Raw genomic sequence first — 26,407 nt, forward strand, 5'->3', positions numbered from 1 at the left:
GTGGAGGAATGAATGCCGTTCTGGGCTCTCAGGAGCGTGCTGTTCTACGCAAGGCTAGGAGCTGGCCTGACGCACAACACTGTTCTGAGTCACGGCAGAGCCTAACTCTGCGCCGAACAGCACGGTGGCACCCACCCAGCACCCGGCGGCGTGCAAGACAGAAAAGCGTCCGCATTTCTGGAGTTTTCAGCTGTCTCCAGCCATTTCAGCATCAGAGCGTGCTGTTCTGCGCAAGGCTAGGTGCTGGCCTGACGCACAACACTGTTGTGCGTCACGGCAGAGCCTAACTCTGCGCAGAACAGCGCGCTGGCACCCACCGAGCACCCAGAGGCGCGCAGGCCCAGGGAATTACTCGAGCACCTCGGAGGCCTCGAGCCACTCGAGCTCCATGCCCTCGCGCTCGGCGGCGAGCTTGGCCAGCTTGTCCTGCAGCTCGCCCAGGCGATCGTAGTTGCCCACATTCTCGGCCATCTGCGCGTGGATCTTGGCGTCGGCAGCAGAGTTCTTGGACAGCTGGCGCTCCAGGCGGTTCAGCACCTTGCGGGCATCGCGCTTCTCCGCCTCGGACGGACCGGAAGGTGCGGCGCTGCCGCCGGCAGCAGCAGGGCTCCCGGAGGACGGCCCAACACCGGCACCCGCGCGCAGTTCCAGGTACTCGTCGACGCCGCGGACCAGGCCGCGCAGCTTGCCGTCTCCCAGCAGGGCCATCTGGTGGTCGGTGACGCGCTCCAGCAGGTAGCGGTCGTGCGAAACAACCACCAGGGTGCCCGGCCAGCCGTCCAGCACGTCCTCCACGGCGGCCAGGGTATCCGTGTCCAAGTCATTCGTGGGCTCATCGAGCATGAGCACATTGGGCTCCCCCACCAGCAGGCGCAGCAGCTGCAGGCGGCGGCGCTCACCGCCGGAGAGGTCCTTGACCATGGTCCACTGCTTGTCCTTCGTGAAGCCCAGCTGCTCCACGAGCTGCCCGGCCGTCATGTCCTTGCCGCCCACGTCGAAGGAGCGCTTCTCCCGCTCGATGACCTCGATGACGCGCATGTCCAGGACGTCGTCCAGCTCGCGGACCTCCTGCGTCAGCACGGCGGTCTTGACGGTTTTGCCGGTCTTGACCTTGCCGGACGACGGCGTGACCTCGCCGTTGAGCAGTCGCAGCAGGGTGGTCTTTCCCGCACCGTTGACGCCCACCAGGCCCAGTCGCTCGCCGGGTGCCAGGCGCAGGGTGATGTTCTTGAACAGTTCCTTGGCGTTCTCCCCCTCGCCGTACGTCAGCGACACGTTTTCCAGGTCCAGCACGTCCTTGCCCAGGCGGGCCGTGGCCATCTTGGACAGGGCCACGGTGTCGCGGGGCTCGGGGACGTCGGCGATGATCGCGTTGGCGGCCTCGATGCGGAACTTGGGCTTGGCCGTGCGGGCCGGGGCGCCGCGGCGCAGCCAGGCCAGTTCCTTCTTGACCAGCTGCACGCGCTTGCTCTCCATCACGGAGGCGGTCCGGTCACGCTCCGCGCGGGCCAGGACGTAGGCGGCGTAACCGCCGTCGAACGGGTCAATGACACCGTCATGGACTTCCCAGGTCCGGTTGCAGACCTCGTCCAGGAACCAGCGGTCGTGGGTGACCACCAGGAAGGCGCCCTCGTTGGCGCGCCAGCGCGCGTTGAGGTGCTTGGCCAGCCAGGCCACGCCCTCCACGTCGAGGTGGTTGGTGGGCTCATCGAGCATGATGACGTCGTCATCGCCGATCAGCAGCTTGGCCAGCGCAACGCGGCGCTTCTGCCCGCCGGAGAGCGAGTGGATGTTGGCGTGCCAGTCCACCTCGCCCACCAAAGCGCCCATGATCTCGCGGATCTTGGGGTTGGAGGCCCACTCGTGGTCGGCCGCCTCCCCCACAATCGCGAAGCCCACGGTGTCGTCGCCGTCGAGCACGTCCGACTGGTCCAGGTACCCGACCTGGACGCCGCCGCGCACGGTGACGCGGCCCGAATCGGCCGTTTGCCGCCCGGCCAGCAGTCGCATCAGCGTGGACTTGCCGTCACCGTTCCGGCCCACAATGCCAATCCGGTCGCCCTCCTCCAAACCGACACTGACGCCGTCGAGCACGGTCCGGGTTGCGAAGGCGATGCTTAGATTTTCTCCGCCCAGCAGATGAGCCACGTGTACCACTTTCCTAAAAGGTGTTGCGAATGAATTATTGAATGATTGCTGCCCCGTGAACGGGGCCTTCCACGGCCCAGGCCTGGTGCCCGGCGTCCTCCAGTGCCGCGGCAAGCGCCCGCGCATGCCCGGCGTCCGCGGCCAGGAAGGCCAGTGTGGGCCCGGATCCTGAGACCAGCGACGCCAGCGCCCCCAGTCCCTCCCCTTCGGCCAGCACTGCCGCCAGCTCCGGGGCCAGTTCCAGGGCCGCCGGCTGCAGGTCGTTGTGGAGCCACGGCGCCAGCGACTGCGGATCGGCCGCGCGCAGCGCCGTCAGCACCCCGGCCGCCACCTGTTCCGGTTCCGGCGCCTCGTATCCGGCCGCTGCACGCAACCGGTCCAGCGTGCCGTACACCTGGGGCGTGGACAGGCCGAAGTTGGCCGGCACCAGGACCCAGTGCAGCGGGACGGGCGCCAGCGCCGCGGTGAGTTCGTCGCCAATGCCAAGTCCGACGGCGGCGCCCCCCAAAAGTGCGAACGGCACGTCCGCGCCGAGTTCCGCGCCGAGGTGGGAGAGCTCCTCCCGCGACAGGCCGGTGTGCCAGAGCGAGTCGGCGGCCACGAGCGCTGCCGCGGCATCGGCCGAGCCGCCGCCCATGCCACCGGCGATGGGGACGTGCTTGGTGATCTCGATGTGGACGCCGCACGGCTTCTCCGCCAGGTCCGCCACGAGCAGTGCCGCCTTGACGGCGAGGTTGCCGTCGTCGAGCGGGATGCCGGCGAGGGCCTCCGGCGGGAGCGTGCTGGCGGGGCTGATGGAGACTGTGATGTCCGTGGCCGGTGTGCCGGGCCGCGAGGTGACGGCGACCTCCTCATAGCGGGAAACCGCCAGGTAGGTACTGGCCACGGCGTGGTAGCCGTCCGGGCGCAGCGGCCCGGCCTGGAAGTAGGCGTTGATCTTGCCGGGGGCGCGCACCTTCACGGTGCGCGGCGAGGGCGCCCAGAGGGCATCGCTGTCCGGATTGTCCACGGCTGTCCTTTTGGTGTGGTCCATCTCAGGCCGTCATGGGAATCTTGGCTTCGGCGATCCTGGCAAAGGCGGCCACGTCGATGACCTCGCCGCGGGCGCTCGGGTCCACGCCGGCCTGTCGCAGGTACGTCTCGGCCTGGGCGGCGCCGCCGGCCCACCCGGCCAGGGCGGCGCGCAGGGTCTTGCGGCGCTGGGCGAACGCACCGTCGATGACGGCGAAAACCTCTTCCCGCGAGGCCCTCGTCGCCGGCGGTTCGTGGCGGGTGAAGCCCACCAGGCCCGAGTTGATCTTGGGCGCCGGCCAGAAGACGTTCATGCCGATCACGCCTGCCTTGCGCATGTGCGAATACCAGGCCCCCTTGACCGACGGCACGCCGTACGTCTTGGATCCGGGGCCGGCCACCATGCGGTCCGCCACCTCGTCCTGGACCATGACGAGCCCGTGCTGCAGGGACGGGAAGTGCTCCAGCAGGTGCAGGACCACCGGGACGGCCACGTTGTACGGCAGGTTTGCCACGAGCGCTGTGGGCTGTGCGGGCAGTTCCGTCACGCGCATCGCATCCGAGAGCACGACGTCGATGCTTCCCACCTTTTCGGGGCGGAAGGCCGCTATCGTCTCGGGGAGCTTGGCTGCCAGGACGGGGTCGATCTCCACTGCCACCACGTGCTTGGCTGCGTCCAGCAGGCCCAGCGTCAGTGAGCCCAATCCGGGGCCAACCTCCAGCACCGTTTCTTCGGGGTCAATGTTGGCGGCGGTGACAATGCGGCGGATGGTGTTGCCGTCGATGACAAAGTTCTGCCCCAGCGTCTTTGTGGGGCGGACACCGATTTCCTCCGCAAGCCGGCGGATTTCGGTGGCGCCCAGCAGGGGCTGGGTCGCGGGGCTCTGTTCGGGGCTAGTCACGGATCAATCGTATCTGCTGAACGGAAATCCATCGCCCACACCGCGGCCGGATCCCTGCGCGGCAGCAGGCAACACCGGCTTTTCCCGACGCCGCGGCACGTGATGTTGGCTATATCCAGATGCCCCGCACTTTCGCGGCCCTGCATTGAGTTGACGCCCGGGCGCTGCGCAGGCGTTGCGGGAAAGGCCGTCATCGCTGCGCTGGCGTTGGGGGAAAAGCCGCCATTGCTGCGCTGGCGTTGGTGGGAGGGCGGGAACGCAGAACGCCCCTGCTCCGTATGCATAACATACGGTGCAGGGGCGTTCATGCCGGAGGCGGGTGCTGCTAGCCGGCGGCGCCTGCGCAGCCCCACGGGCTCAGGCCGCGCTGGGCGTAGACGCGGTTCGCGATGTCGATCTGCTGTGCCTTCGTGGCGAGGCTGGCGTTGGGGGCGTAGTCGCCGCCGCCGGCACCGAGCCAGGTCTGCACATCAAACTGCAGGCCGCCGTAGTAGCCGTTGCCGGTGTTGATGGACCAGTTGCCGGTGGACTCGCACTGGGCGATGGCATCCCACATGGCTTCATTGCCCATGGCCGGGGCAGCTGCGCCGGTGTTCGCTGCAGCAGCGGCCGGGGCCGGCTCGGGTGCCGGGCGGTCCTTGCCGCCGACGGAAACCTTGGCGGCAACGGGGGCCTTGACGACGGCCGTGCCGGTTTCGGTGCGGCTCTCTTCCACGCCGTCGACCACCACGGTGCTGAAGGTGGTTTCAAGGGTGCCTGCCACACCTTCGCTGATGACCTTCTTTTCATCCTTGAAAAGGTTGGCATCGACGCTCTGCTCGGTCTCAAACGGGACAGCTGAGGTTTCGGTAGCGGTGCCGTTGACGACGCGGTTCACGGTGACAACCAGGTCGTCCTTGACCGCAGTGGTGACGGGGACGGAGACGCGGTCGGCAGCGGACAGCTTCACGCCGGCCTGGGCCAGGAGGTCCTTGACGGTCTCGGCGGTGGTGGTTTCCTGGTTCTTCTTGCCGTCGGCCACCACGGTCACCTTCTTGGGCGTGATGATGGTGATCTCGCTGGCGCTGCTCAGCAGGGAGCTGGCGGGAGCTGAAAGCTTGGCGTTCGCGGCGACACCCAGCTGGTTGACCAGGTCGCGGAGGTTGCTGGAGGTGGTGGTGACCGTGCGCTGTGCGCCATCCAGGCTGACTGTGATTTTCTTGGACTTGTTGACGGTGATGGTTTCGCCGTCCTTCACCGGGGTGTCCAGGGCCGGGCTGACGTGGTCTGCCGCGTTGACGGTGACTTCCTCATGCTTGAGGATGCTGGCCACATTCCCGCCGTACGTGGTGACGGTGCTGCTTTGGCCATCGACCACGAGGGTCAGGGATTTGCTTGAGGTGGCAAAGGCCATCAAGCCGGCAACGAGTGCCATGAGGACTGCAACCTGGCAGGCAAGCTTCAAATAGCTGAATTTGCCATTAATTGAGAGGAATGAAAACACGGGTTCCCGTAACTACTAGAGCACCCGGGCACGGAGAAGCAGGGAACGCCGCGCAGCCGATTTCGGCCACAGGAATACTGCGTCGAAATCAACCCACATTGTTCTTGCGAACGGTTGTGCCGGTGCAAAAGTGAACGGTGCATCCAGCAGCATTAAGTCCGTTGGCCTTCCCCGACCACGGCTAATAGTCACCCAGCGTAACCTAACCGTAACCTTGGGGACAAGGCATTATTTGTCCAAAGTGACGAGCCCAACACATTTAATCGTGCCAGGAACCGTAAACGGCGCGCGTGTTTTTCGACAATTGCAGGCACATTTCCGACAGTTCAATTTCCTTCATTTGTGCCATGTATTGCACCGTATACGGCAGCATATAGCTGGCATTCACGCGTCCCCGGAAGGGATGTGGCGTGAGGAACGGGGCGTCGGTCTCGGCGAGCACCAGGGCCGGGTCCGCGACGGCGAGCGCGTCGCGGAGATTCTGCGCATTTTTGAACGTCGTGGTGCCCGCAAAGGACATGTACCAGCCGTTTTCGTTACAGATTTGTGCCAATTCGGCGTCCCCGGAGAAGCAGTGGAACACGAGCCTCGACGGCGCCCCCACCTCTGCGAGAACCGCCAGCACGTCTTCGTGGGCGTCGCGGCAGTGGATCTGCAGCGCCAGGTCCCGGGCCTTGGCCATCTCAAGGTGGCTGCGGAAGGAATGGTGCTGGGCGGCGCGCCCTTCCTCCCCCGTCCGGAAGTAATCCAGCCCGGTCTCGCCAATGGCCCGGATCCGGGGGTGGGCGGCCATGGAATCAATCTCGGCCAGGGCGTCCTCGAGCGCACCGGCGGCGGCCAGTTCCGGGGCGTCGTTGGGGTGGATGGCGACGGCGCCCAGCACGCGCGGGTCGGCGTCGACGGCGGCCACCGTGAAGCGGGAGGACGGCAGGTCGCACCCCACCTGGACGGCCCCGGCCACGCCCACGGCCTCCGCCGCATCCAGCGCCGCCGCCAGGTCCACCGGGGAATCGCCAAAGTCAAAGTGCGTGTGGTTGTCGTACACCGGCACCGGCAGCGGCTCCGGTGCGGGGGCGAAGGCAACCGGGCGGCCGCCGCCGTCGTGCTTCAACGCCAGCGAATCGGGACGGTACGGGAACGGGACCTCGGGAGTGCTCATGGTTTTTTACCTTACCGTTTCCGCATTTTCCCCGCCCCGATGGCACAAAAAGGACGCAGGGATAGTAGCGTGGATCACAGGAGTCCGCGCCTGTCCGGGCCGGCGGTGAGTGGTGAAAGGTGGGGCATGCACCCCCGAGAGACATTGTTGGCCGGCAGCGCTGCACAACCGCAGGCTCCGAGCCACCGGCCCCGTTCGGCTCCGGAGGCACCTGCCGCCCCGGAGGGGTCCATGGCGCCGGAGGCATTTACCGCCCTGACCCAGCGGATCATGGCCGTCATGAACACCGTCATTGACGGCAAGGAGGAGTCGGTCCGGCTGGCGCTGACCGTGCTGCTGGCCGGTGGGCACCTGCTGCTGGAAGACGTGCCGGGCGTGGGCAAGACGCTGCTGGCCAAGACCCTCGCCCGCACCCTGGACTGCTCGGTCAACAGGATCCAGTTCACCCCGGACCTGCTGCCCAGCGACATCACGGGCGTGTCCATCTTCAACCAGTCCTCGCAGTCCTTCGAGTTCCGCCCGGGCGCCATTTTCGCCAACATCGTCATCGGCGACGAGATCAACCGCGCCTCTGCCAAGACCCAGTCGGCGCTGCTGGAGTCCATGGCCGAGCACCAGGTCAGCGTGGACGGCACCACCTACACGCTGCACGAGCCGTTCATGGTGGTGGCCACCCAGAACCCCATCGAGATGGCCGGCACCTACCCTCTCCCCGAGGCCCAGCGCGACCGCTTCATGGCCCGGATTTCCATGGGCTACCCGGACCCGGAGGCGGAGCTGGCCATGCTGGAGTCGCACCAGTCCGCCAGCCCGCTCGACGCCGTTTCCCCCGTTGCCTCTGTCGACCAGGTCAAGGCGATGGTCGCCACGGTCTCCGGCATTCACGTGGCCCCGGCCGTGCGTTCCTACATTGTGGCGCTGGGGCAGGCCACCCGGACCAGCCCCGAGCTGCGCCTGGGTGCCAGCCCCCGCGCCCTCCTGCAGCTCATGCGCGCCGCCAAGGCCGCTGCCGCCCTGGCGGGTCGCGGCTTTGTGCTGCCGGACGACATCCGCACCCTCGCCGAGCCGGTCCTCGCCCACCGGCTGCTGGTGGAGCGCAGCGCGGCCAGCCGCGGGGCGACACCTGCCTCCGTGGTGGAGGACATCCTGGCCGAGGTGGCCGTCCCCGGCCAGCCCGACCGCCGCGCGGGAGCCTTCGGCCTCGGAGGCCGCGGCGCCGGCGGCACAGGCAGCAACGCCGGAGCAGGCGCTGCGGGAATGGGCGCCAGCAGCAGCAACGGCGTCCCCGCCGGCACCCCAGGCAGCAACGGATCCCGCCGCCTGGGGCGGGACGGGCAGCCCGGGAAGGAAGCCCGGAGCGTCTAGCATGGCCACCCCACGACCCTTCCGGCCCCGGGGCTGGCTGCTGCTGGGCTGCGGGCTCGCGGCCTTCCTCCTCGCCTGGCTGCTGGGCCGGCGCGACCTCCTCACCGTCGCCATGTTCTGCTTCGCCCTGCTCGCCGCAGCCTACGGGGCCCTGCACCTGTTCAAGACCGGCTTCACGCTCAAGCGCACGGTCTCCCCGATGCTGGGCCAGGTGGGCCAACCGCTCGAGGTCACCCTCGAGGTCCACGGCCGCAACCCCGGCGGCACGCAGAGCCGGCTCGTGGAGACGCTGCCGTTCAGCTTCCGGGACATGCCGGCCTTCACCCATCCCAACCCGGTGGCGCCGCGGAGCCTGCGCAGCGACTACCACTACACCCTCCACCCGTCCCACCGCGGCGTCTTCACGATCGGACCGCTGCGGGGAAACTTCACCGATCCCTTCGACGTCGCCTTCCTCCACCGCCGCATTGACGACGGCGACCGGCTCACCATTGCCCCTGCCGCCGTTCCCCTGCCCGCCATCTCCCTGACCGAGGGCCGCGGCCCGGACGGCACCCACAGCACGCGCGAGCTGGCCCACGCCCGCCAGGACGACGTCATGACACGCGACTACCGGCACGGCGACCCCATGCGCCGCGTCCACTGGCCCGTTACCGCCCGCCAGGGCAAGCTCATGGTGCGCGCCGAGGAATCCGTCACCACCCCCGAGGCGCAGCTGCTCCTTGACCGCCGCCACCTGGCCTACGGTGAACCAGGCCGGTCCACCGAACGGTTCCAGGCGGCGGGACGCACCAACGCGGCCCTGCCGGACCTGGCCACCACGGCAGCCTTTGAAGCCGCCATCGTCGCCGCCGTCTCCATCGCCACCCACCTGATGGAACAGGGATACACGCTCGGCGTCGTGGACCACCGCGGCGAGCCGGCCTTTCTCACCTCCGCCTCCGCCCCGGACCCCTCCCGCGAGGAATTCTCCGGCCACCACGGCATCTTCGACGTCGCCGCCGGGCTCGCCGCCCTGGAACTCTCCGGCCCCGGCGAGACCGCCCTGCCCGCCGCACTGGCCCAAAAACTGCACGGCGGCACCAGCCTGGGCCCGCTCGTGGCCGTGACCGGGTTGCTCAGCGAACCAGAGGCCCAGCTGCTCGCCGGCAACTCCGAAACCATCCACAGCTCCTACGCGCTCCTGCTGTGCGAGGACCCGGCCCAGGCCGAACCCGCCGTGCGCATCCTGCACCGCGCCGGCTGGCATGCCGTCGCACTGACGCCGCGCACCCCGCTCCTGGCGGCCTGGCACGCCCTCGACGGGAGCACCCCATGACCGGCACACTGCACGCCCCTCCCGCGCACGACGGCGGCGCCCCGGCCCCGCACAAACCGGTCCGCAGGCTTTTGGGCACCCCGGCAACGGGCCCCGCCCGGTGGGTCATGGCCATGGCCATCTTTGCCGCGGTCATGGCCGCCTCGTTCGGGCTGGGCGGGGTGGTGCGCAACATGACCTGGCTGCCGCAGGCCGCCGTGGTGGTGGGCGGCACGCTGCTGGTACCGGCGCTGCTGCGGCGCTGGCCGGCACTTTCGCCGTTCGCCCCGGTGGGCGCCCTGGCCGGCTGGTTCATGTCGCTGACCCTGGTGTTCTTCCCCGGCACCGCCATCCTGGGCGTGATCCCCACCCCGGGCACGGTGTCGGCGGCCATGGACCTGGCCGCCAAGGCCTCCAGCGTGGTCATGTCCAATGTGGCGCCGGTGCCCGCCGATGTGTCCATGCACTTCATGTTCAGTGCCGGGCTGGGCTTTGCCGCCCTGCTGATCGACACCCTGGCCATCACCGTCTCCATGCCCGCGGCCAGTGCGCTGGGGCTGGTCCTGATCCTGCTGCCCGCCGCACTGACCACCAGCACGGGGGTTGGCACGGCCGCGTTTGTGGGCACTGCCGCCGGCTACCTGCTTATCCTCGGGTGCGCCCGCTGGTACGCGCCCAACGGCAAGCTGCGCACGGACACGCCCAAAGTGGCCAGCGGCATACTGGCCAAGGGCGCGGCGCTGGGGGCCGCCGTCGTGCTTCTCATGGCGCTGGCCACCCAGGCCGTGCCCGGCTTCACGGAGGGCCTCTACCCGCAAGGCTCGCAGCTGTCCGGCACGGGCGAGGGCGGGACGCTGGACCCGATGTTGTCGCTGGGCGATGACCTGCGGTCGCAGTCGAGCCGGGTGACCATGCGGTACCAGAGCACTGCCCGGGAGACCCCGTACATGCGCATGACCACGCTGGAAGACTTCACGGGGAAGGTGTGGGAGCCGTCGGAGCTGCCGAAGGGGCTCTCGCAGGACCTGACCTCGCTGTCGCCCGCCGCGGGGCCGGCGCCGGGCGTGCCGCTGGAGACGGTGCAGACCAAGGTCACGGTGCCCGGCGTGGGCGACCCATGGCTGGCGGCGCCGCTGTCCGCGACGTCGGTGGACCAGCTGCCGGGGCAGTGGTGGTGGAATCCGGTAACGCAGACCATCAAGAGCACCAACGCCACCTCGGCAGGGAAGAGCTACCTCGTCACGAGCGCGATGCCTGTGCTGACGCAGGAGGCGCTGAACGCGGCCACCGCACCGCCGCGCAGCGGGCTGGACCCCGTGTTCTCTGAACTGCCCAAGGATGTGCCGGCGGTGGTGGGCAAGACTGCCGGCACAGTCACGGCCGGCGCCGCCACACCGTACGAAAAGGCCATGGCCATCCAGGACTACCTGCGCTCGGACGAGTTCAGTTACAGCCTCAGCACGCCCGTGGTGGAAGGCTACGACGGCTCCGGGATGGCCGTGCTGGCCGACTTCCTGAAGCAGAAGAGCGGCTACTGCGTGCACTTCTCCGCCGCCATGGCCGTCATGGCGCGGGAGGTGGGGATCCCGTCGCGCATTGCCGTGGGGTACACGCAGGGCGTGCGGGAAGCCGGGGAGGATGTCCAGGGGGCCGACGGCGAACTGTGGCGCGGCTACGAGGTCACCGGCCGCGACGCGCACGCCTGGCCTGAACTGTACTTTGAGGGGCTTGGCTGGGTGCCGTTCGAGCCCACGCCGTCCCGCGGCGCCGTCCCCGACTATGCACTGGATGCCGGAGCCTCCGCCCCGATCCCGGAGCCGAACCCCACGGGAAACTCCGCAGCACCCACGGATTCGGCCACGAGCGCCGCTGCCACCACGGCGGCCGCCGCCGCAGCCGGGGAGGAACTGGGCATCGACATCGTGCTTGGGCTGCAGCGGGCCGGTCTGGTGCTGCTGGCCCTGTGCGTGCTGTTGATTCCGGCCCTTGTGCGGTGGATGGCCCGGCGGATGCGGCTGGCGGCCATCCGTGGCGTGTGGCGCCCCCTGGGCCGGCGGCAGCCCTCCACCACCCCCGCCTGGCAGGAGTTGACGGACACGGCCATCGACTACGGCGTGCCGTACAGCCCGGCCCTGACGCCTTCCATGCAGGCCGACGCGGTGGCCGCCCACCTGGGCAGCACCCGGCCTCCGGGGCTGGACGTGATCCTGCAGGCCACCGAGCGGACTCTGTACGGCGGGGAGCTGCTGGATCCGGGCGGCCGCGAGGACCTGGCCGAGGCCGTGGAGCAAATGGTGGCCCGTTTCCGCTCCTCCGCCACGCCCTGGCGCCGGTTCTGCGCGCGGTACGTTCCGGCGTCGCTGTTCACGTTCCTGCGCCGCTGAGGCCGCTGGAACGCAGGCCAAGTTCCACCCCCCTTGTGGTTCTGCCGTGGGTCCGGGCCGCCGACCCGGGGTCCAACCCGACGCACCTCCCCGCCGTGAACGCCGGACCACGAAACCTGCGCCACCGCTCCCGGAGAAAGGCCCCAGGAGCCTGAGATGCAGGACCAGCACGGCGGGACCCAAAGACAGGTCCGGCCCCGCACCTGAAGTGTGGGGCCGGGCTTGTTGCGGCGGGTGGGTGCCGTTACGGGGCGGGCATGCCGATGTACTGGGTGTACTGGTATTCCTCAATGCCCTCGACGCTGCCCTCGCGGCCCAGGCCGGACTGCTTGACCCCGCCGAAGGGTGCCGCGGCGTTGGAGATGACGCCGGCGTTCAGGCCCATCATGCCGGTTTCGATGCGGTTGGCCATGCGGATGCCGCGGTTGTGGTCCTTGGTGAAGACGTAGGCGACCAGGCCGTACTCGGTGTCGTTGGCCAGGGCGACGGCCTCGTCCTCGTTCTTGAACGTGACGATCGGGGCGACCGGGCCGAAGATTTCCTCGCTCAGGATGCGGGCACCGGGCTCAACGCCCTGCAGGACGGTGGGCTGGTAGAAGTAGCCGGCACCCTCGGCGGGTGCGCCGCCGGTGATGGCGGTGGCGCCGTCGGCCACGGCGTCGGAGACGAGTGAGTGGACCTTGTCGCGGCTCTTGGCGTCGATCAGCGGGCCCACCTTGGTGTCAGGGTCGGTGCCGCGGCCCAAGGTCATGGGGGCCATCTTCGCGGCGAACTTTTGGGCGAACTCTGCGGCGACGGATTCGTGCACCAGGAAGCGGTTGGCGGCCGTGCAGGCCTCGCCCATGTTGCGCAGCTTGGCGGCCATGGCGCCCTCGACGGCGGCGTCCAGGTCGGCATCCTCAAAGACCAGGAACGGGGCGTTGCCGCCGAGCTCCATGGAGGTGCGCAGGACATTGGTGGAGGCGTCGGCCAGCAGGCGCTTGCCCACCGGGGTGGATCCGGTGAAGGAGAGCTTGCGCAGGCGCGAGTCCTGGATCAGCGGGCCGGTGACGCCGCCGGCGTCGGTGGTGGCGACGACGTTCAGCACGCCTGCGGGCAGGCCGGCCTCGATGAGGACCTGGGCGAAGAGCTGGCTGGTGAGCGGGGTCAGGTTGGCGGGCTTGAGCACCATGGTGCAGCCGGCGGCGATGGCGGGCGCGATCTTGCGGGTGGCCATGGCGAGCGGGAAGTTCCAGGGGGTGATCAGCAGGCACGGGCCAACCGGCTTCTTCTGCACCAGGATCTGCTGGGTGCCCTCGGGGTTGGAGGAGTAGCGGCCGAAGGAGCGTGAGGCTTCCTCAGAGAACCAGCGCAGGAATTCGGCGCCGTACTTGACCTCGCCCATGGCCTCCGCGAGGGGCTTGCCCATTTCCAGGGTCATGAGGAGGGCAAAGTCGTCGGCGCGGGCCATGACCATGTCAAAGGCGCGGCGAAGGATCTCGGCGCGGAAGCGGGGCGCGGTTGCCCCCCATGATTCCTGGGCGGCAACGGCGGCGTCGAGGGCGTCGGCACCGTCCTTGGCTCCGGCATCGGCAATGGTGACAAGGACGGCTCCCGTGGCGGGATCCTCGACGGCGAACGTCTTGCCTGAGGCGGCGGGGCGCCATGCGCCGTTGATGAGCAGGCCCGTGGGCACACTGGCCAGCAGGGCGGTTTCGCGCTCGGTCAGTTCGGTGGGGAGTGCGGCGGCTGGGCTCGCTGTCATGATGACTCCTTTGTCTTGCGCCCCTGCCCGGGCGTGGGCGGCGGCAGCGTGGGCGGTGCATTGTGCGTCTAGTTCACGGTAGTTCCCGTGCTTCCGGGGTGTCTACACATGGGCGCACTGCTGTGGGCTGTTTCACTGTGCATTTGTCCAATGGCGTTGTGCCGGGTGGCTACGGGTGCCGGTGCCGCCGTGCCGGTGGCAGGATGGGGGCATGGACAGCGAAACAGACAGGCACCTCGACGCCGTGCTGATCGGCGGCCGGGAGCAGCGCCCCATCGTGATAGTGGATTACGACCCGGCCTGGCCCGGCATCTATGGTGCGCTGGCGCAGGCCGTCTCGGCGGCGTTGGGGCCGGCCGCCGTCTCGGTGGACCACATCGGCTCGACGTCGGTGCCCGGGCTGGCCGCCAAGGCCATCATCGACGTGCTGGTGACCGTCGCCGATGTTGGGGAGGAGGCCGCATACCTGAAGCAGCTGGAGTCGGCCGGATTTGTGCTGCGCGTCAGGGAGCCGGGGCACCGCATGTTCCGGACGCCGGCGCGGGACGTGCACATCCATGTGTTTTCCGCCGGCGACGCGGCCGTGCCCAACTACCTTGACCTGCGCGACTGGCTGCGTCTCGATGCCGGGGACCGGGCACTCTACGCCCGGACCAAGAGGGAGCTGGCGCGCCGCCAGTGGACCGACATGAACTACTACGCGGACGCCAAGTCGGACGTCATCGCCGCGGTCCTCTCCCGGGCCCGCGCCTGGCGTGCCGGGCAGCAGGTTGACCGGGACTGAGCCGGGCCCGGACCAGGCTGCACTCCGGGCCCTACCCCCGGGCGGCGGGCATGACTGGCCCTACCCCCGGGCGGCGAGGACGGCGCTGTAGAGTTCGCGCTTGCTGACGTGGACGTCGTGGGCAATGACGGCCACGGCCTCCTTCATGCGCATGCCCTGGGACATCAGCTCGTTGACGGCGGCCACATGGTCCTCGGGGGTGCCGGGGTCGGCCTCCGGGGCGCCGCCCACCACGATGGCGATCTCGCCGCGGATCTGCGCGGCCTCGGCCCATTCCAGCAGGCCGGACAACGGCTTGCGAATGACCTCTTCATACGTCTTGGTCAGCTCGCGGCAGACGGCGGCCGGCCGGGTGGGGCCAAATTCGTGGTGCAGTGCGCGCAGCATGGCTTCGAGCCGGTGCGGCGCCTCAAAAAACACCATGGTGCGCTTCTCCAGCGCCAGCTCGTGCAGCCGCGCCGCCCGCTCCCCCGACTTGCGCGGCAGGAACCCCTCAAAGCAGAAGCGGTCGGTGGGCAGACCGGACAGTGCCAGTGCGGTCAGCACGGCGGACGGGCCGGGGGCCGCCGTCACCACCACGCCGGCCTCGACGGCGGCGGTCACCAGCCGGAAGCCGGGGTCGGAGACGGACGGCATGCCGGCGTCGGTGACCATGACCAGCGTCTTGCCGGCCTGGACCTGTGCCAGCAGCTCGGCGGTCTTCACAGCCTCGTTGTGTTCGTGGTAGCTGATGACCTGCCCGCCCACCTTGATGCCCAGGCCCGTCACGAGCCGGTGCAGCCGGCGGGTGTCCTCGGCGGCCACGATGTCCGCAGCCTCCAGCCAGGCGATGAGCCGCGTGGTGGCGTCGCCCCTGTTGCCGATGGGCGTTGCGGCCAGCACAATCAGCCCCTCACCCGGCCGGGCAGCCGGCGCAAGGCTTGCATCCAGCGGTTCGCGGCCCTCGCCGTCGTCCATCAAAGCAGTGTCCGGTGCGGCGCCAAAGTCATCTTCCATGACACCAGCGTAGTGGGCCGCGGCCCGGGCGCCCCACTTGGGTAGCATGGACTCCGTGCAACCCACCGCAACGGATACCGTCCCGGCAGAGCCCGGCCCCTCCCCCGAGCCCCCCGCCGGCTTCAGCCTGAAACCACGCCGCACGCGGTGGGTGGCGGAACCTGCGAGGGTGTTTACGCGCAGCGCCCTGGAAGCGCGGCTGATCGGGGGCCCCGCACCGGCGAGCCTGCGCCTGTGGTTCTGGCTGGCGCCGTCCCTGACCGCGCTCATTGGCGGGCTGTTGCGGTTCGTGCGCCTCGGCCAGCCGCCGTCGCTGATATTCGACGAAACCTACTACGTCAAGGACGCCTACAGCTACCTGCAGAGCGGCTACGAGCGCAACTGGGCCGACAAGGCCAACGACCTCTTCAACCAGGGCGTCTTCACGAGCCTTGAAAACACGCCCGAATACGTGGTCCACCCGCCCATGGGCAAGTGGCTGATCGCGTTCGGCATGTGCCTCTTCGGCCCCGACAGCACGTTCGGCTGGCGCTTCTCCTCGGCCCTGCTGGGCACCATCGCAATCTTCGTGCTGGCCCTGGTCGCGCAAAAGTTGTTCCGCTCCACGATCCTAGGCGCCGCGGCCGGCCTGCTTTTCGCCGTGGACGGGCACGCCATTGTGCAGTCGCGGACCTCGCTGCTGGACAACTTTGTCATGTTCTTTGCGCTGCTGGCCTTTGGTGCGCTGCTCATGGACCGTGATGACGGCCGACGGCGGCTGGCGGCGAGGCTGTCATCGCTCGCCGGGGCGGATGGCCGGGTCCGCGCCAAGGACCTGCTGTACGGGCCGTGGCTGGGCATCCGGTGGTGGCGGCTGGCCGCGGGCGTGGCCCTGGGACTGTGCATCGGCACCAAGTGGTCGGGCCTGTTCTTCCTCGCCGCCTTCGGCGTGCTGAGCGTGCTGTGGGACATGAACGCCCGGCGCACCGCCGGCATCCGCTATTGGATGGCCGGCGCCGTCTGGAAGGACGGCCTGCTGGCATTTGCCAGCATGGTGCCGGTGGCCGCGGCCACCTACCTGGCCACCTGGACCGGCTGGTTCGCCGCCAAGGACTCCTACGACAGGCACTGGGCCGAATCGAACCCCTCCACTGCCTGGGGCTGGATCCCGGATTCCCTGCGCTCCCTCTGGCACTACCACTCCACGGCCTACAGCTTCCACACCGGGCTGGGCTCCGACCACCCGTACAAGGCCAACGCCTGGTCCTGGTTTGTCATGGGCCGGCCCACCTCCTTCTACGTGAAGAACTTTGAAAACGGCGACGCCGGATGCACCGCAGACAAGTGCATCTCCGCCATCACCAGCGTGGGCAACCCGCTCATCTGGTGGGGCGGCTCCCTGGCCGTGCTGTTCCTGGTCGGCGTGTGGATCGCCAAGCGCGACTGGCGGGCCGGCGCCATCCTGGCCGGCTGGGCCGCCGGTTTCGTGCCCTGGCTGTTCTACCCCGAGCGCACCATCTTCTTCTTCTACGCCATCGCCTACGAGCCCTTCATGATCCTGGCCATTGTCATGGTGCTGGGCATGGTCATGGGCAAGGTTGGCGACCCGCCGTGGCGGCGCCAGCAGGGTGCCGTGATCATTGGCCTCTTCCTCACCCTTGCCGTGGCACTGAGCGCCTACTTCTACCCGGTCTGGGCCGCCGAAATGATCTCCTACGACTATTGGCGCCTCCACATGTGGCTGCCGAGCTGGATCTAGCCCAACTTTTTACACCGATGAGGACTGTTCATGCCTGAGACTGCCCCCGCGCCCGCCGCACTGCCCGAACCCGCCCCTGCCGCCGGGGCCGCCGGCGTGCCCGTCACGGTGACCGCCCTGGGCGTGCCCATTGCGGTGGACGGCCTGAGCGCCGCCGAGGCCGGGCAGTTCCGCACCGCATGGAGCCGCTGCCTGCCCGCACAGCCGGGACCCGCCGTCGCGCGCGTCCAGCGCATCCCCGGCAGCTTCGACCGGGCCAGCGAGGCGCTGACCTCCCACATCACGCTCGCCGCGATCGACGAACTGGCCGGCCGGCTCATGATGTTCCACGCCTGTGGGCTGGCGGCCCCGGACGGCTCCGTGACGGCGTTCATTGCGCCGTCGGGCACGGGCAAGACCACCGTGGCGCGCACGCTGGGGCCTGCACTGGGCTACGTCAGCGACGAGACCATCGCCGTCGACGCGCAGCTGCGCATCACCCCCTACCCGAAGCCGCTGTCCGTCAAGCAGGCGGAGCCGGGCATGCCCAAGCAGCAGGAGGGGCCGGAACAGCACGGCCTCGGCCCCACCCCGGCCGCCCCGGTGCTGCGCAGCATCGCCCTGCTGAGCCGCTCCGATTCCGGGCCCGGCACCGCAGCCGCCTCCGTGGAGCCCGTTCCGCTGGGTGCGGCCCTGCTGGAACTGACCCCGCAGCTGTCGGCCCTGGCCCGGCTGGACCGCGGCCTGGTGCAGCTGTGCACCATGATCGATGCCTGTGGCGGCGTCAAGCGGATCCGCTACTCGGAGGCCCGGGACATCGCGGCCCTCCTGCCGCAGCTTGCCGCGCCCGACGCCGGGTCCCCGTCCGGGTGGGCACCGCTCGCCACCGGTCCTGCCGCGGACGGGGGCGGCGGCGGTGACGCCGCGGCTCCGTCGGGCGGCAGGCCCGCAGCCGGGAGCATCCGGCGCGCCACGGTGCAGGACGCCGTGGAGGTCGAAGGCACTGTATATGTGCTGGCGGATTCCCAGGTCCTGGAGCTGGGGCCGCTGGGCGGGATCGTCTGGGAGCTGGCGGGCGGCTGGACCGGCCGGGAGAAACTGCTGGCCGGGGTGGTTGCCGCGGTCGGGCCCCATCCCTCGGCCGGCGAGCTCCTCGAGGACGCGCTGGCGGAGCTCCTGGGGCGCGGGGTGCTGGAAGCGGCCTGAGTCCGCGGGGGCCTTACCTTACGGTGCCGATCCGGTTGAGCGGAAGCACCGTGGCAAAGGTGTGCCCAATGACGTTCTCCAGCGGCACGAACTTCAGGCAGGCAGCGTCGGCCTCCCCCGTGCCGCCACGGCACGCGTAGACGGAGTCGTTGGAGTTGCCCCGGTTGTCGCCCAGCACCAGCAGCTGGCCGTCGGGGACCGTGACCGGGCCAAAGCAGCGGCTGCTGCGCGGGGTGGCCGCACAGTCGGCCGCGCCTGCGCTGAAGGGCGGGTTGTTCTTGATGTAGGGCTCGTCCAGGGCCTCGCCGTTGACGGCCAGGGCGCCCCCGGCCGTGCAGCACTCCACCAGGTCCCCGGGGACGCCGATGACGCGCTTCACCAGGAACTTCTCGTGGGAGGGGCCGATTCCTGTGGCGTCGCCAAAGTAGCGGGCCAGCTCCTTGACCGGGCCGCCCTTGGCCTGCCCGCCCTCATTCCACGCCTCATTGGCCGAGAAGACCACCACGTCGCCGCGCGGCGGGACGCCGCCGGCGTAGGCGGTGCGGTTGACCAGGATCCTGTCCCCCACCGCCAGCGTGTCCTGCATGGACCCGGAGGGCACAACGTACATCTTGACCAGGAAGGCCTGGACCAGGGCAATGACCACCACGGCCGCCACGAGGTTGATCAGCAGGGTGCCTGCGGTGCTGCGGCGGAAGGCCTGCCACCGCCCCCCGGCTCCGGTGCGGGGGCGTGCCTGGGATTGTCCAGCCATGGGTGGGCGTTCCTTTGTGCAGAGGGGCCGGCCGCGGGCATGCAGGCCGCGGCGGAATTGCCATTCATTTGATCCACGTCACAATTACTTTCCATGACGAATTCACAACTCAATGATTATAGCCGTGGCGGCTATGATCAATTCATGATTCATTTGTTGACAGTTTGCACGGGAAATATCTGCCGCTCGCCGTTCGCCGAGCGGATGCTGCAGGGTGAGATGGAGGCCGTGCACCCGGGCCAGTTCGCGGTGTCCAGCGCCGGAACGGCCGCCCTGGCCGGCGACGGCATGGAAGAGGAATCGGCGGAGCTCCTGGCCTCCTTTGGCGGCAGCAGCTCGCAGTTCGTCTCCCGGCAGCTGAGCCCTGCGATGCTGGCCGAGACCAACCTGGTCCTGGCCATGACCGTTGAGCACCGCGACTCCGTCATCCGCATGAGCCCGCGCATGTTGAAGCGCGCCTTCACACTCGTCGAGTTTGCCCGGATCCTGCGCACCATCCGCAAGGACAACAGCCCGGAAGTCATCCGCGGCTCCGCCCCCGCCGCCGTGCAGGCGCGCTGGGAGGCCCTGCCGGCCCTGGCGGCCAGCTACCGTTCCGCCAGCCAGCCGTCGGAGGCGGGAGACGACGTCGTGGATCCCTACCGCCGCAGCCCTGAAACCCACCGCCGCATGGTGGAGGAAATCCTGCCGGCCGTGGAAGAGATCATGGCGTTCGAGACCTGGGGCGCCCGCCAGCCGTAGCGCGGCCCAAGCAGAAGGACCCGCCAGCCCCTGGGGCTGGCGGGTCCTTCTGGTTCAAGCATTGATGCGGTGCTGCAGGAGCCCCTACCGGCTGCGCGTTACGCGCCGGGTGGGTGCCTCGCCGGTGTTCGGGTTCAGCAGTTCGTCGAAGGCGGCCTCACGGTCCAGGCCCTCGTCGGTGTAGCTCTCCACGCGTTCCGCCGCCGCCCTGGCCGGACGCGCCGGCTTGGGCCGGGCAGCCTTCTTGCCCTTGGCGGCGTCCTGGTGGTAGTAGTAGCCCTTGCCGTAGTAGCCGTAGCCTGCGGCCTGGCTGCCGGTGGTGGGCACCCGGTTCAGCACGGCGCCCAGGAGGGGTGCGCTGACCTTTTCCAGTGACGCAACGGCCTTGACGAGTTCATCGATGGAGGTCTTGCCGGCACCTGCCACCACCAGTGCGCCGTCGGTGGAGCGGGCCAGGATGGCGGCATCCGTGACGGGCAGCAGCGGTGGGGCGTCAATCAGCACCACGGCATCCTCGGACAAACGCTCCAGCAGCCGCTTCATGGCCATGGAGCCAAGCAGTTCGCTGGGGTTCGGCGGGATGCGCCCGGCACCGAGCACGGCCAGCGTGGGCACGGGACGGTACACCTGCAGGACGTCGTTCAGGGTGGCCTGGCCGCTGAGGATGTCGGTGAGCCCGCCTCCCCCGGCCAGGCCGAAGAATTCCGCCACAACGGGGCGGCGCAGGTCGCCGTCGATCAGGATGACGCGCTGGCCGGTGGCCGCGATGGTGACGGCGAGGTTGGCTGCAATGGTGGACTTGCCCTCACCCGGCACCGAACTGGTGATGACGATGACGCGCGGGGGGTTGTCCACATTCATGTAGTGCAGGTTGGTGCGCAGTTCACGCAGGGCCTCGCTCATGGCGTAGCCCTCCGTGGAGGAGTGGTCAATGACACCGCTTTCCACCACGTGGCGGCTGCCGCGGAGGCGCTCATCCACTGGGATGGTGCCCACCACGGAGGCTCCGGTGGCCTTTTCAACCATCTCAACCGAGCGGATCCGCCGGTCCAGGTGGTTGCGGATCAGGGCGTAGGCGACGCCGGCAATCAGGCCGGCAAGTGCACCAATGACCAGCGTCATCTTCTTGTTCGGCGAGGACGGCGCGGACGGCAGCGGGGCGTCGCCCAGCGGCACCACCTTGATGATGGAATCCAGGGGAACCGCGTTGGGGTCCGCCGGGTTCGGCGCCGATTCAAGGATCTTGACCTGTTCGGCGAGCGAGACCACCCAGGCGTTGGCCAGTGCCTGCGCCTGCTGGGCCGTGTCTGCGGAGGCCTCAATCTTGATTTGTGCGGTGTCCTTGGCCGCGGTGACCGTGACCTGGGTCAGCAGTTCGTCCGGGGCAATGTCCAGTTTCAGGGCGCCGATCACGGATTCCGCCACGGGCCTGGAGCTGGCGAAGCTGGCGTAGCTCGTGGCCTTCGACTTTGCCAGGTTGTCACCTGCCAGGGCCGAACCCATGTTGTCGCCGCCGGGGACGGAAACGTACCCCACGGACGTCGCGGAGTAGACAGGTTGCTGGAACAGCAGCCACCCCGCACTGCACAATATGCCGATGAGCGTTAGCGCAACAACCCCCAACCAATGCTGCCGGAAAACCCGTACATAGTCCCTCATGTCGAGGGACTTTTCCGGGCCACCTAGTTGCTCGTCTTCCAAGTCAATCCAAACTTTCGGCAATAGAATACTAAAAAAGTCTAACAGAAACAGCCATTCACGCTGCCGTCAAATTTTAATGAAGTGTGCGTCACATTACTTTTATTCCCGGAACTACGCGGCGCGGCGGCCGCTCGGTGCGCCGATTCCGGCCGATTTCCCGGTTTTTCCGGCGGCGTGGCGGCGCTCCTTTGTGGGCCAGGTAAAGGCCAGTGTCAGTGAGGAAACCACCAGCACAAACACCCCGATAAAGATCCCCGCGTCCATCCAGAACTGGCTCGGAAACAGCCGGATCAAGGTGTCGTCAGTGTAGAAAGTCCAGGTGCCGTCGGCAAAAAAGATCTTGTGGAATTCAGTGAAGAACGCCTCCCACCCGGTCACGGCAAAGACGCCCAGCCCGACAATCACGGCCAGGGTGGCGATGGATCCGGCGAACAGTCCGCGGCGGATGCCGCCGCGGGTCCGGCGGGCCAGGTAGACCATGGCCACCACCATGACCGCGGCCAGCACCAGGCCCACAATGAACGCCATGACAATGACCGATTTCACGTCCGCCATGTGCCCCACCTCGCGGTCCAGGAACAGCGGGTTGCCGATCTTGTCCACCAGGCCGCCCAGGAAGCGCGGAGGGGCGAAGTTCAGCAGGTAGTCCACGGTGTAGGAGCCGTAGGTGACCCGGTCCTCGGTGCTGAAGCCGAAGGAGTCGGCAGGGAAGCCGGGGCGGTGGTATTCCACCCACAGGAACACGTTGGAGGTGACGACCCTGATGGCCAGCACCAGCAGCACCACGGGGTAGAACACGGCGAGCAGCACCTGGAACACCCGCGTCAGCACGGGCTTGGTGTTGGCGGCCTTCTCCATCGCCGCCTGGCGCCTGGCGACCTCCTCGGCGGGCGGGCGCATGGAGAGCATCGACGTGTCGGCCGGCTTCTCCGGGGCCGTTGCGGGGGCCGGCTGCTGCTGCGGGGCCACGCCGGCAAGCGGCTGCGTCCACTTGTCGCCCGGCCCGGCCGGTGCGGGGATGGCAGTGGTGGGCGCCTCGTCATCCCCGGGCAGCTTCGGCAGCCTGGCTGCGGGGCGCATCGGCTGGGAGGCGGAGGCGCCGTCGAGCTTGATCTTTGGCGCTGCAGGCGCCGGGGCCGCATCCTTTCCGGGCACGACGGCGGCACCGGCCACCGTGGGCGTCTCGCTGTCGGCGTTCCGGGCTGGGTCCTGGGGCATTGAATTCTCGCTCACAAGTCGAAACGATACCGCCAGCGCGCCGTGCGCGGACACTGCCACCCCGTGGGGATGCCAAACTGTCACCACATGACGGGTCCTGTCTGTCCCGTCAACCGCCTGTTGCCTCCCCCGGCGCGCCACTGTCCGGTGCCGGTGCCTGGCCGTCGCTTGCCGGTGCCTGGCCGCTGGCGGGCAGCGGGACGGGCGAGGCGACGGGGCGTTTGGGGCCGAAGCCGCCGGTGGGAGATTCCCGGCGGATTCCACGCAGCACCCAGGGCATGAAGTAGTCGCGGGCCCAGACGAGGTCGCCCACCCGTGCCTGCCGCCAGCTGCGCCCGGGCAGTTCTTTCGGGGCCAGCGGCAGCAGCGAGTGCGGCACGTTGAGCGTCTCCAGGAACATGGCGGCGATGGCGTGGTGGCCCAGCGGGGAGGGGTGGAGGCGGTCGGGGCCCCACATGCGCCGGTCGTGCAGCTCCGTCATGGCCCAGAGGTCCGCGACAACGGCGTCGTGGTGCTCGGCGATGCTGCGCATGTTCTCGTTGAACACGGCAATCTTGCTGCGGAACTGTCCCATGATGGTTGACCGCCCGGCATCTGGGCCCACAAACACCACCACCGTGATGTCCTGCAGGCGCAGGCGCACGACGGCCTCCTCCAGGATCCCGGCCAGCTTGTCGGGGTCCGCACCGGGATGCAGGAGGTCGTTGCCGCCGGCCTGGACGGACACCAGGTCCGGTTTCAGCGCCAGGGCAGGGCCCATCTGGGTTTCCACCACCTCGTGCAGCAGCAGGCCCCGGACGGCGAGATTCGCATAGGAGAACTCGGGCACGCCCACACTCAGTTCCTCCGCCGCGCGGTCGGCCCAGCCGCGGTATCCGCCGGGGTTGCGCGGCTCGGGGTCGTCCAGGCCTTCGGTGAAGGAATCGCCCAGCGCCACAAAGCGCCGCCACGGATGGGGCGGGCGGGGCAACTGCCCGCTGTCCGCTCCCGTGCCCGCGTCGAATCCCATAACCCCATGGTGCACCCAATCCGGGGCTTTGTCAGGGCTTGGGCGGTCCGGGACCGGCTTCGCCAGTTGAAACAGCAGCACCCGCGATCCCCGGCGCTGCTGTCTCACTCCCGGGCGGATCATGAAATTGGCATCTGCTGCTGTTTCGAAGCACCCAGACGGCACGATGGCCTGATGAGAAACAACCGGTACGGCATCCCACGCCCCTGGCGGCCGGGGCGAAGCCCCAGGGAAGAATCACGGCAGCGGGCTCTCCTCGACGGGCTGCCATGGCGACAGCCTGACCTCGCTGCCGTCAATGATGTTCGTCGTGATGAACAGCTCCGAAGCCGCCGTGAACCCCGTGCCGGACACCGCCTCCACCGCCATCGAGGACGGCAGCCGCGAATAGCCGTCCACCTGGTTGGTCCGCCACTGGACAGGTGCCAGCGCCTGCCCGCCGGGACCGATCACAACCGGCGACGGCACAACGTTCCCCCCTGCCTCAAGAAAGCCGTGGGCCAGGTCCACGGGAATGGCATCACCGTCGGCATCGGCAAACGCCAGCGCCGGGTATCCATTCACCGAGCAGGGGTGCGTTCCGACATTGGAGAGAAACAGGGACATTCCCATGAATCCCATGCTGGGTGCCGGCATCTGCTGGGCCGTCCACTCAAGCTGGCCCGGCCCACACAGGGGGTCATCCACCGCTGCGGCCGGTTTCCGTTCCGGGGCCGGGGGCACGTCGTCCGTCGCAGGAAGCGGCGTTGCGTAGCGCAGTTCTCCGGAGAGGGAGTCCCTGCGCGGTTCGCCATACTCGCTGTCCACCGGTTCACCATAGGGAATTCGGTAGTGGCGCACTGCCGCATCCCCCGCCGCGTATTCCAGGTCCGCGGCCAGGATTGCCCGCTCCAGGTCCTGCGCCTCCTCCATGGTGCCGGCGGAGACTTCAAGAAGAAAGTTCGACGGCGCACGGCCGCCACCGGATTCCGGGCCCGAATTCCCGACGGGCAGCACGGCCATGGATTCCAGGGGGAGGTTGGTGCCCAGCCGTTCCATGAGCCCCAGCACTCCGGCACCTGCACTGTAGCTGCCGGTCTTGAGTTCGACCGTCTGGAATTTCGCGCTGCCGTCCGGCAGCTTCAACACAGGATTGGCGAAGCCGCCCTCATGCAACGCCGTGGCCACGGACGGCACATGTGCATAGCCGTCGACCCCCGCCGCCACCTGTCCGGCGGTGCCCACGGAGACGCCGGCCACCCCGTCAACTGCGGCCAGCAACCGCGCATCCGCGAAGGTCCGGACCGTTCCTGCCCGGAGAATCCCGGCTTCCTCGGATGGCCGGGACTCGTACACTCTCGCAGAGACGGCCTTCGTGCAGCATTCCTGCAGTTCGACGGCCCAGCCGAATCCTGTTTCCCACTGGGAGACGTGATTGGCCACCCGGCGCGCCGCGACCATGGCCGTTGCCGTATCGGTCCCCGGCTTCACGGTCAGGCGCAGGGTGGCGGCCCAGCGCGGGGTCCCGTATGGCATGGCGTCAACTGGACGTTGGCCGCCGGCCGGTGCGGCGTACAGGACGTCAATAGCGGCGACGCCGTCAACGGTGAGGGCAAATGCGGAGGCCGAGCGGCCGGCCTCGGAGAGCGTGGGCGGCACCTTGCCTTCCGCCCCCGGCTGCGCGGCGGTGCACGCGGACAGCACAACTGCCAGCAGCAGGGCCAGGCACGCCGCCGTGCATGTCCGCCAGCGCGCCACAGCGCCAGTCTCAGGCAGAGCGGACGGAGGAACCGGCGTCGTCCTCGCCGAGGTCACCGCCCTCGCCGGCAAGAACGGCACGGCGGCCCAGGACCAGCGTGTACGTCCAGTAGCCGGCCAGGACCAGGGCACCAATGGTGATCTTGGCCCACACGGGCAGCGCGCTGGGCGTGACGTAGGCCTCGACCAGGCCGGAGACGAACAGGACCAGGACCAGCCCGGCGGCGACCGTGATGAGCGAGCGGCCCTCGCGCGCCAGGGAGTCGAGGCGGGTGCGCGGGCCCGGGCTCACCCACGACCAGAAGATGCGCAGGCCGGCCGCGGCGGCGATGAAGATGGCCGTCAGTTCCATGAGCCCGTGCGGGAGGATGTAGCTGAAGAAGACGTCGCCACGGTCGTGGGCGAACATGACGCCGGCGGTCATGCCGATGCCCTGGGCGTTGGAGAACACCGCGTACGGGACGAAGACGCCGGTGATGCCGAATGCCACGCACTGGGCGGCGATCCAGGCGTTGTTGGTCCAGACCGCGCCGGCGAAGGAGGCGGCAGGGTTCTCGGAGTAATAGTTGACGAAGTCGTGCTCCACGAGCTGCTGCAGCTCGGCGTCACTGCCCATGGCCGCCAGCACTTGCGGGTTCCCTGCGGTCCACACGGCAAACAGGGTGCCAAGGACCACGAAAACGGCGCCCACGATGACTGTCAGCCAGCGGATCCGGTAGAACGCGGCCGGGAGCGAAATCGTAAAGAAGCGTGCCACGTCCACAAAGAAGTTGGACCTTGCGCCTGTGAACCGGGTCCGGGCATTGGCCAGCGTGGCCGACAGCGACGCCGAAAGCGTGCTCTCGCCCTCGACCGAACGGATCAGGGACAGCTGCGCCGAGACGCGCTGGTACAGGTCCAGAAGTTCGTCGGATTCCCTGCCGGTCAGGCGGCGACGGCGGGCCAGGACGGCCAGCCGCGACCACTCGGGGGCGTGCACTGAGGTAAAGGCGTCCATGTCCATCGCCACTTAGCATAGCCGTCCGCGCACGCCGGCGTGGATAGACTGAAA

21 protein-coding genes are annotated in these 26,407 nt (G+C 68.8%); 7 read left to right on the forward strand and 14 right to left on the reverse strand.

Going from position 1 to position 26,407, the window contains the following annotated elements; genetic code table 11:
* Nucleotides 1-348: 348 nt before the first annotated feature.
* From JOF48_RS01860 to JOF48_RS01885, 6 genes are all read right to left on the reverse strand, one after another.
* A complete protein-coding gene (locus JOF48_RS01860; RefSeq protein WP_209676776.1) occupies nucleotides 349-2,148 on the reverse strand; it encodes an ABC-F family ATP-binding cassette domain-containing protein in 1,800 nt (599 codons plus the stop codon).
* A gap of 34 nt (nucleotides 2,149-2,182) precedes the next feature.
* Nucleotides 2,183-3,157, reverse strand: coding sequence for a 4-(cytidine 5'-diphospho)-2-C-methyl-D-erythritol kinase (locus JOF48_RS01865; protein ID WP_342591123.1), 975 nt, complete (start codon nucleotides 3,155-3,157; stop codon nucleotides 2,183-2,185).
* A 25-nt stretch (nucleotides 3,158-3,182) separates the two neighbouring features.
* Entirely contained in the window at nucleotides 3,183-4,061 is an 879-nt protein-coding gene (gene rsmA / locus JOF48_RS01870; RefSeq protein WP_209676780.1) for a 16S rRNA (adenine(1518)-N(6)/adenine(1519)-N(6))-dimethyltransferase RsmA, read from the reverse strand.
* Complete coding sequence (locus tag JOF48_RS01875; RefSeq protein WP_209676782.1) at nucleotides 4,058-4,369, reverse strand: hypothetical protein; 312 nt, start codon at nucleotides 4,367-4,369, stop codon at nucleotides 4,058-4,060. The genes rsmA and JOF48_RS01875 overlap by 4 nt, the downstream gene beginning before the upstream one ends.
* Nucleotides 4,370-4,386: 17 nt before the next feature.
* Nucleotides 4,387-5,475 carry a resuscitation-promoting factor gene (locus tag JOF48_RS01880; RefSeq protein WP_209676784.1) on the reverse strand — a complete coding sequence of 363 codons (1,089 nt, stop codon included), beginning with the start codon at nucleotides 5,473-5,475 and terminating at the stop codon, nucleotides 4,387-4,389.
* Between the two features lie 328 nt (nucleotides 5,476-5,803).
* Nucleotides 5,804-6,703 (reverse strand): TatD family hydrolase, encoded by a 900-nt coding sequence (locus JOF48_RS01885; protein WP_209676786.1) that lies wholly within the window; start codon nucleotides 6,701-6,703, stop codon nucleotides 5,804-5,806.
* Between the two features lie 126 nt (nucleotides 6,704-6,829).
* Between JOF48_RS01885 and JOF48_RS01890 the strand changes: the two genes are divergently transcribed.
* From JOF48_RS01890 to JOF48_RS01900, 3 genes are read left to right on the forward strand one after another with little or no spacing between them, the layout of a single operon-like run.
* Entirely contained in the window at nucleotides 6,830-8,068 is a 1,239-nt protein-coding gene (locus JOF48_RS01890) for an AAA family ATPase (protein ID WP_209676788.1), read from the forward strand.
* Nucleotide 8,069: 1 nt separating this feature from the next.
* Nucleotides 8,070-9,386, forward strand: a complete 1,317-nt coding sequence (locus JOF48_RS01895; RefSeq protein WP_209676790.1) for a DUF58 domain-containing protein — start codon at nucleotides 8,070-8,072, stop codon at nucleotides 9,384-9,386.
* A complete protein-coding gene (locus JOF48_RS01900) occupies nucleotides 9,383-11,749 on the forward strand; it encodes a transglutaminase TgpA family protein (RefSeq protein WP_209676792.1) in 2,367 nt (788 codons plus the stop codon). The genes JOF48_RS01895 and JOF48_RS01900 overlap by 4 nt, the downstream gene beginning before the upstream one ends.
* Nucleotides 11,750-11,993: 244 nt before the next feature.
* On the opposite strand, the gene JOF48_RS01905 is transcribed toward JOF48_RS01900, so the two are convergent.
* Nucleotides 11,994-13,493 carry an NAD-dependent succinate-semialdehyde dehydrogenase gene (locus tag JOF48_RS01905; protein WP_209676794.1) on the reverse strand — a complete coding sequence of 500 codons (1,500 nt, stop codon included), beginning with the start codon at nucleotides 13,491-13,493 and terminating at the stop codon, nucleotides 11,994-11,996.
* A 211-nt stretch (nucleotides 13,494-13,704) separates the two neighbouring features.
* Here JOF48_RS01905 and JOF48_RS01910 point away from each other — a divergent pair, with 211 nt between their 5' ends.
* The gene (locus tag JOF48_RS01910) at nucleotides 13,705-14,277 is read left to right on the forward strand and encodes a GrpB family protein (RefSeq protein WP_209676796.1); all 573 of its coding nucleotides are present in this window, start codon (nucleotides 13,705-13,707) and stop codon (nucleotides 14,275-14,277) included.
* 60 nt (nucleotides 14,278-14,337) lie between these two features.
* Here JOF48_RS01910 and rsmI read toward each other — a convergent pair whose 3' ends face one another.
* On the reverse strand, nucleotides 14,338-15,234 hold the full coding sequence (gene rsmI, locus JOF48_RS01915; protein WP_245346673.1) for a 16S rRNA (cytidine(1402)-2'-O)-methyltransferase: 897 nt from the start codon (nucleotides 15,232-15,234) through the stop codon (nucleotides 14,338-14,340).
* Between the two features lie 85 nt (nucleotides 15,235-15,319).
* Here rsmI and JOF48_RS01920 point away from each other — a divergent pair, with 85 nt between their 5' ends.
* Both JOF48_RS01920 and JOF48_RS01925 read left to right on the forward strand, forming a co-directional pair.
* Nucleotides 15,320-17,011 carry a dolichyl-phosphate-mannose--protein mannosyltransferase gene (locus tag JOF48_RS01920; RefSeq protein WP_209676803.1) on the forward strand — a complete coding sequence of 564 codons (1,692 nt, stop codon included), beginning with the start codon at nucleotides 15,320-15,322 and terminating at the stop codon, nucleotides 17,009-17,011.
* Nucleotides 17,012-17,041: 30 nt separating this feature from the next.
* Entirely contained in the window at nucleotides 17,042-18,196 is a 1,155-nt protein-coding gene (locus JOF48_RS01925; protein ID WP_209676804.1) for a hypothetical protein, read from the forward strand.
* 13 nt (nucleotides 18,197-18,209) lie between these two features.
* On the opposite strand, the gene lepB is transcribed toward JOF48_RS01925, so the two are convergent.
* Nucleotides 18,210-18,950, reverse strand: a complete 741-nt coding sequence (lepB, locus tag JOF48_RS01930) for a signal peptidase I (protein WP_245346365.1) — start codon at nucleotides 18,948-18,950, stop codon at nucleotides 18,210-18,212.
* 144 nt (nucleotides 18,951-19,094) lie between these two features.
* Here lepB and JOF48_RS01935 point away from each other — a divergent pair, with 144 nt between their 5' ends.
* Complete coding sequence (locus tag JOF48_RS01935; RefSeq protein ID WP_209676805.1) at nucleotides 19,095-19,691, forward strand: arsenate reductase/protein-tyrosine-phosphatase family protein; 597 nt, start codon at nucleotides 19,095-19,097, stop codon at nucleotides 19,689-19,691.
* Between the two features lie 84 nt (nucleotides 19,692-19,775).
* Here JOF48_RS01935 and JOF48_RS01940 read toward each other — a convergent pair whose 3' ends face one another.
* From JOF48_RS01940 to JOF48_RS01960, 5 genes are all read right to left on the reverse strand, one after another.
* Complete coding sequence (locus JOF48_RS01940; protein WP_209676807.1) at nucleotides 19,776-21,350, reverse strand: tyrosine-protein kinase domain-containing protein; 1,575 nt, start codon at nucleotides 21,348-21,350, stop codon at nucleotides 19,776-19,778.
* A 153-nt stretch (nucleotides 21,351-21,503) separates the two neighbouring features.
* Nucleotides 21,504-22,625, reverse strand: coding sequence for a TIGR01906 family membrane protein (locus JOF48_RS01945; RefSeq protein ID WP_342591124.1), 1,122 nt, complete (start codon nucleotides 22,623-22,625; stop codon nucleotides 21,504-21,506).
* Nucleotides 22,626-22,719: 94 nt separating this feature from the next.
* Nucleotides 22,720-23,619 (reverse strand): SGNH/GDSL hydrolase family protein, encoded by a 900-nt coding sequence (locus JOF48_RS01950; protein WP_209676809.1) that lies wholly within the window; start codon nucleotides 23,617-23,619, stop codon nucleotides 22,720-22,722.
* 237 nt (nucleotides 23,620-23,856) lie between these two features.
* Nucleotides 23,857-25,356, reverse strand: a complete 1,500-nt coding sequence (locus tag JOF48_RS19970) for a DUF4232 domain-containing protein (protein WP_209676811.1) — start codon at nucleotides 25,354-25,356, stop codon at nucleotides 23,857-23,859.
* 10 nt (nucleotides 25,357-25,366) lie between these two features.
* The gene (locus tag JOF48_RS01960) at nucleotides 25,367-26,359 is read right to left on the reverse strand and encodes a stage II sporulation protein M (protein WP_209684016.1); all 993 of its coding nucleotides are present in this window, start codon (nucleotides 26,357-26,359) and stop codon (nucleotides 25,367-25,369) included.
* Nucleotides 26,360-26,407: the final 48 nt, after the last annotated feature.

The organism is Arthrobacter stackebrandtii, assembly GCF_017876675.1.
Lineage (GTDB): Bacteria > Actinomycetota > Actinomycetes > Actinomycetales > Micrococcaceae > Specibacter > Specibacter stackebrandtii.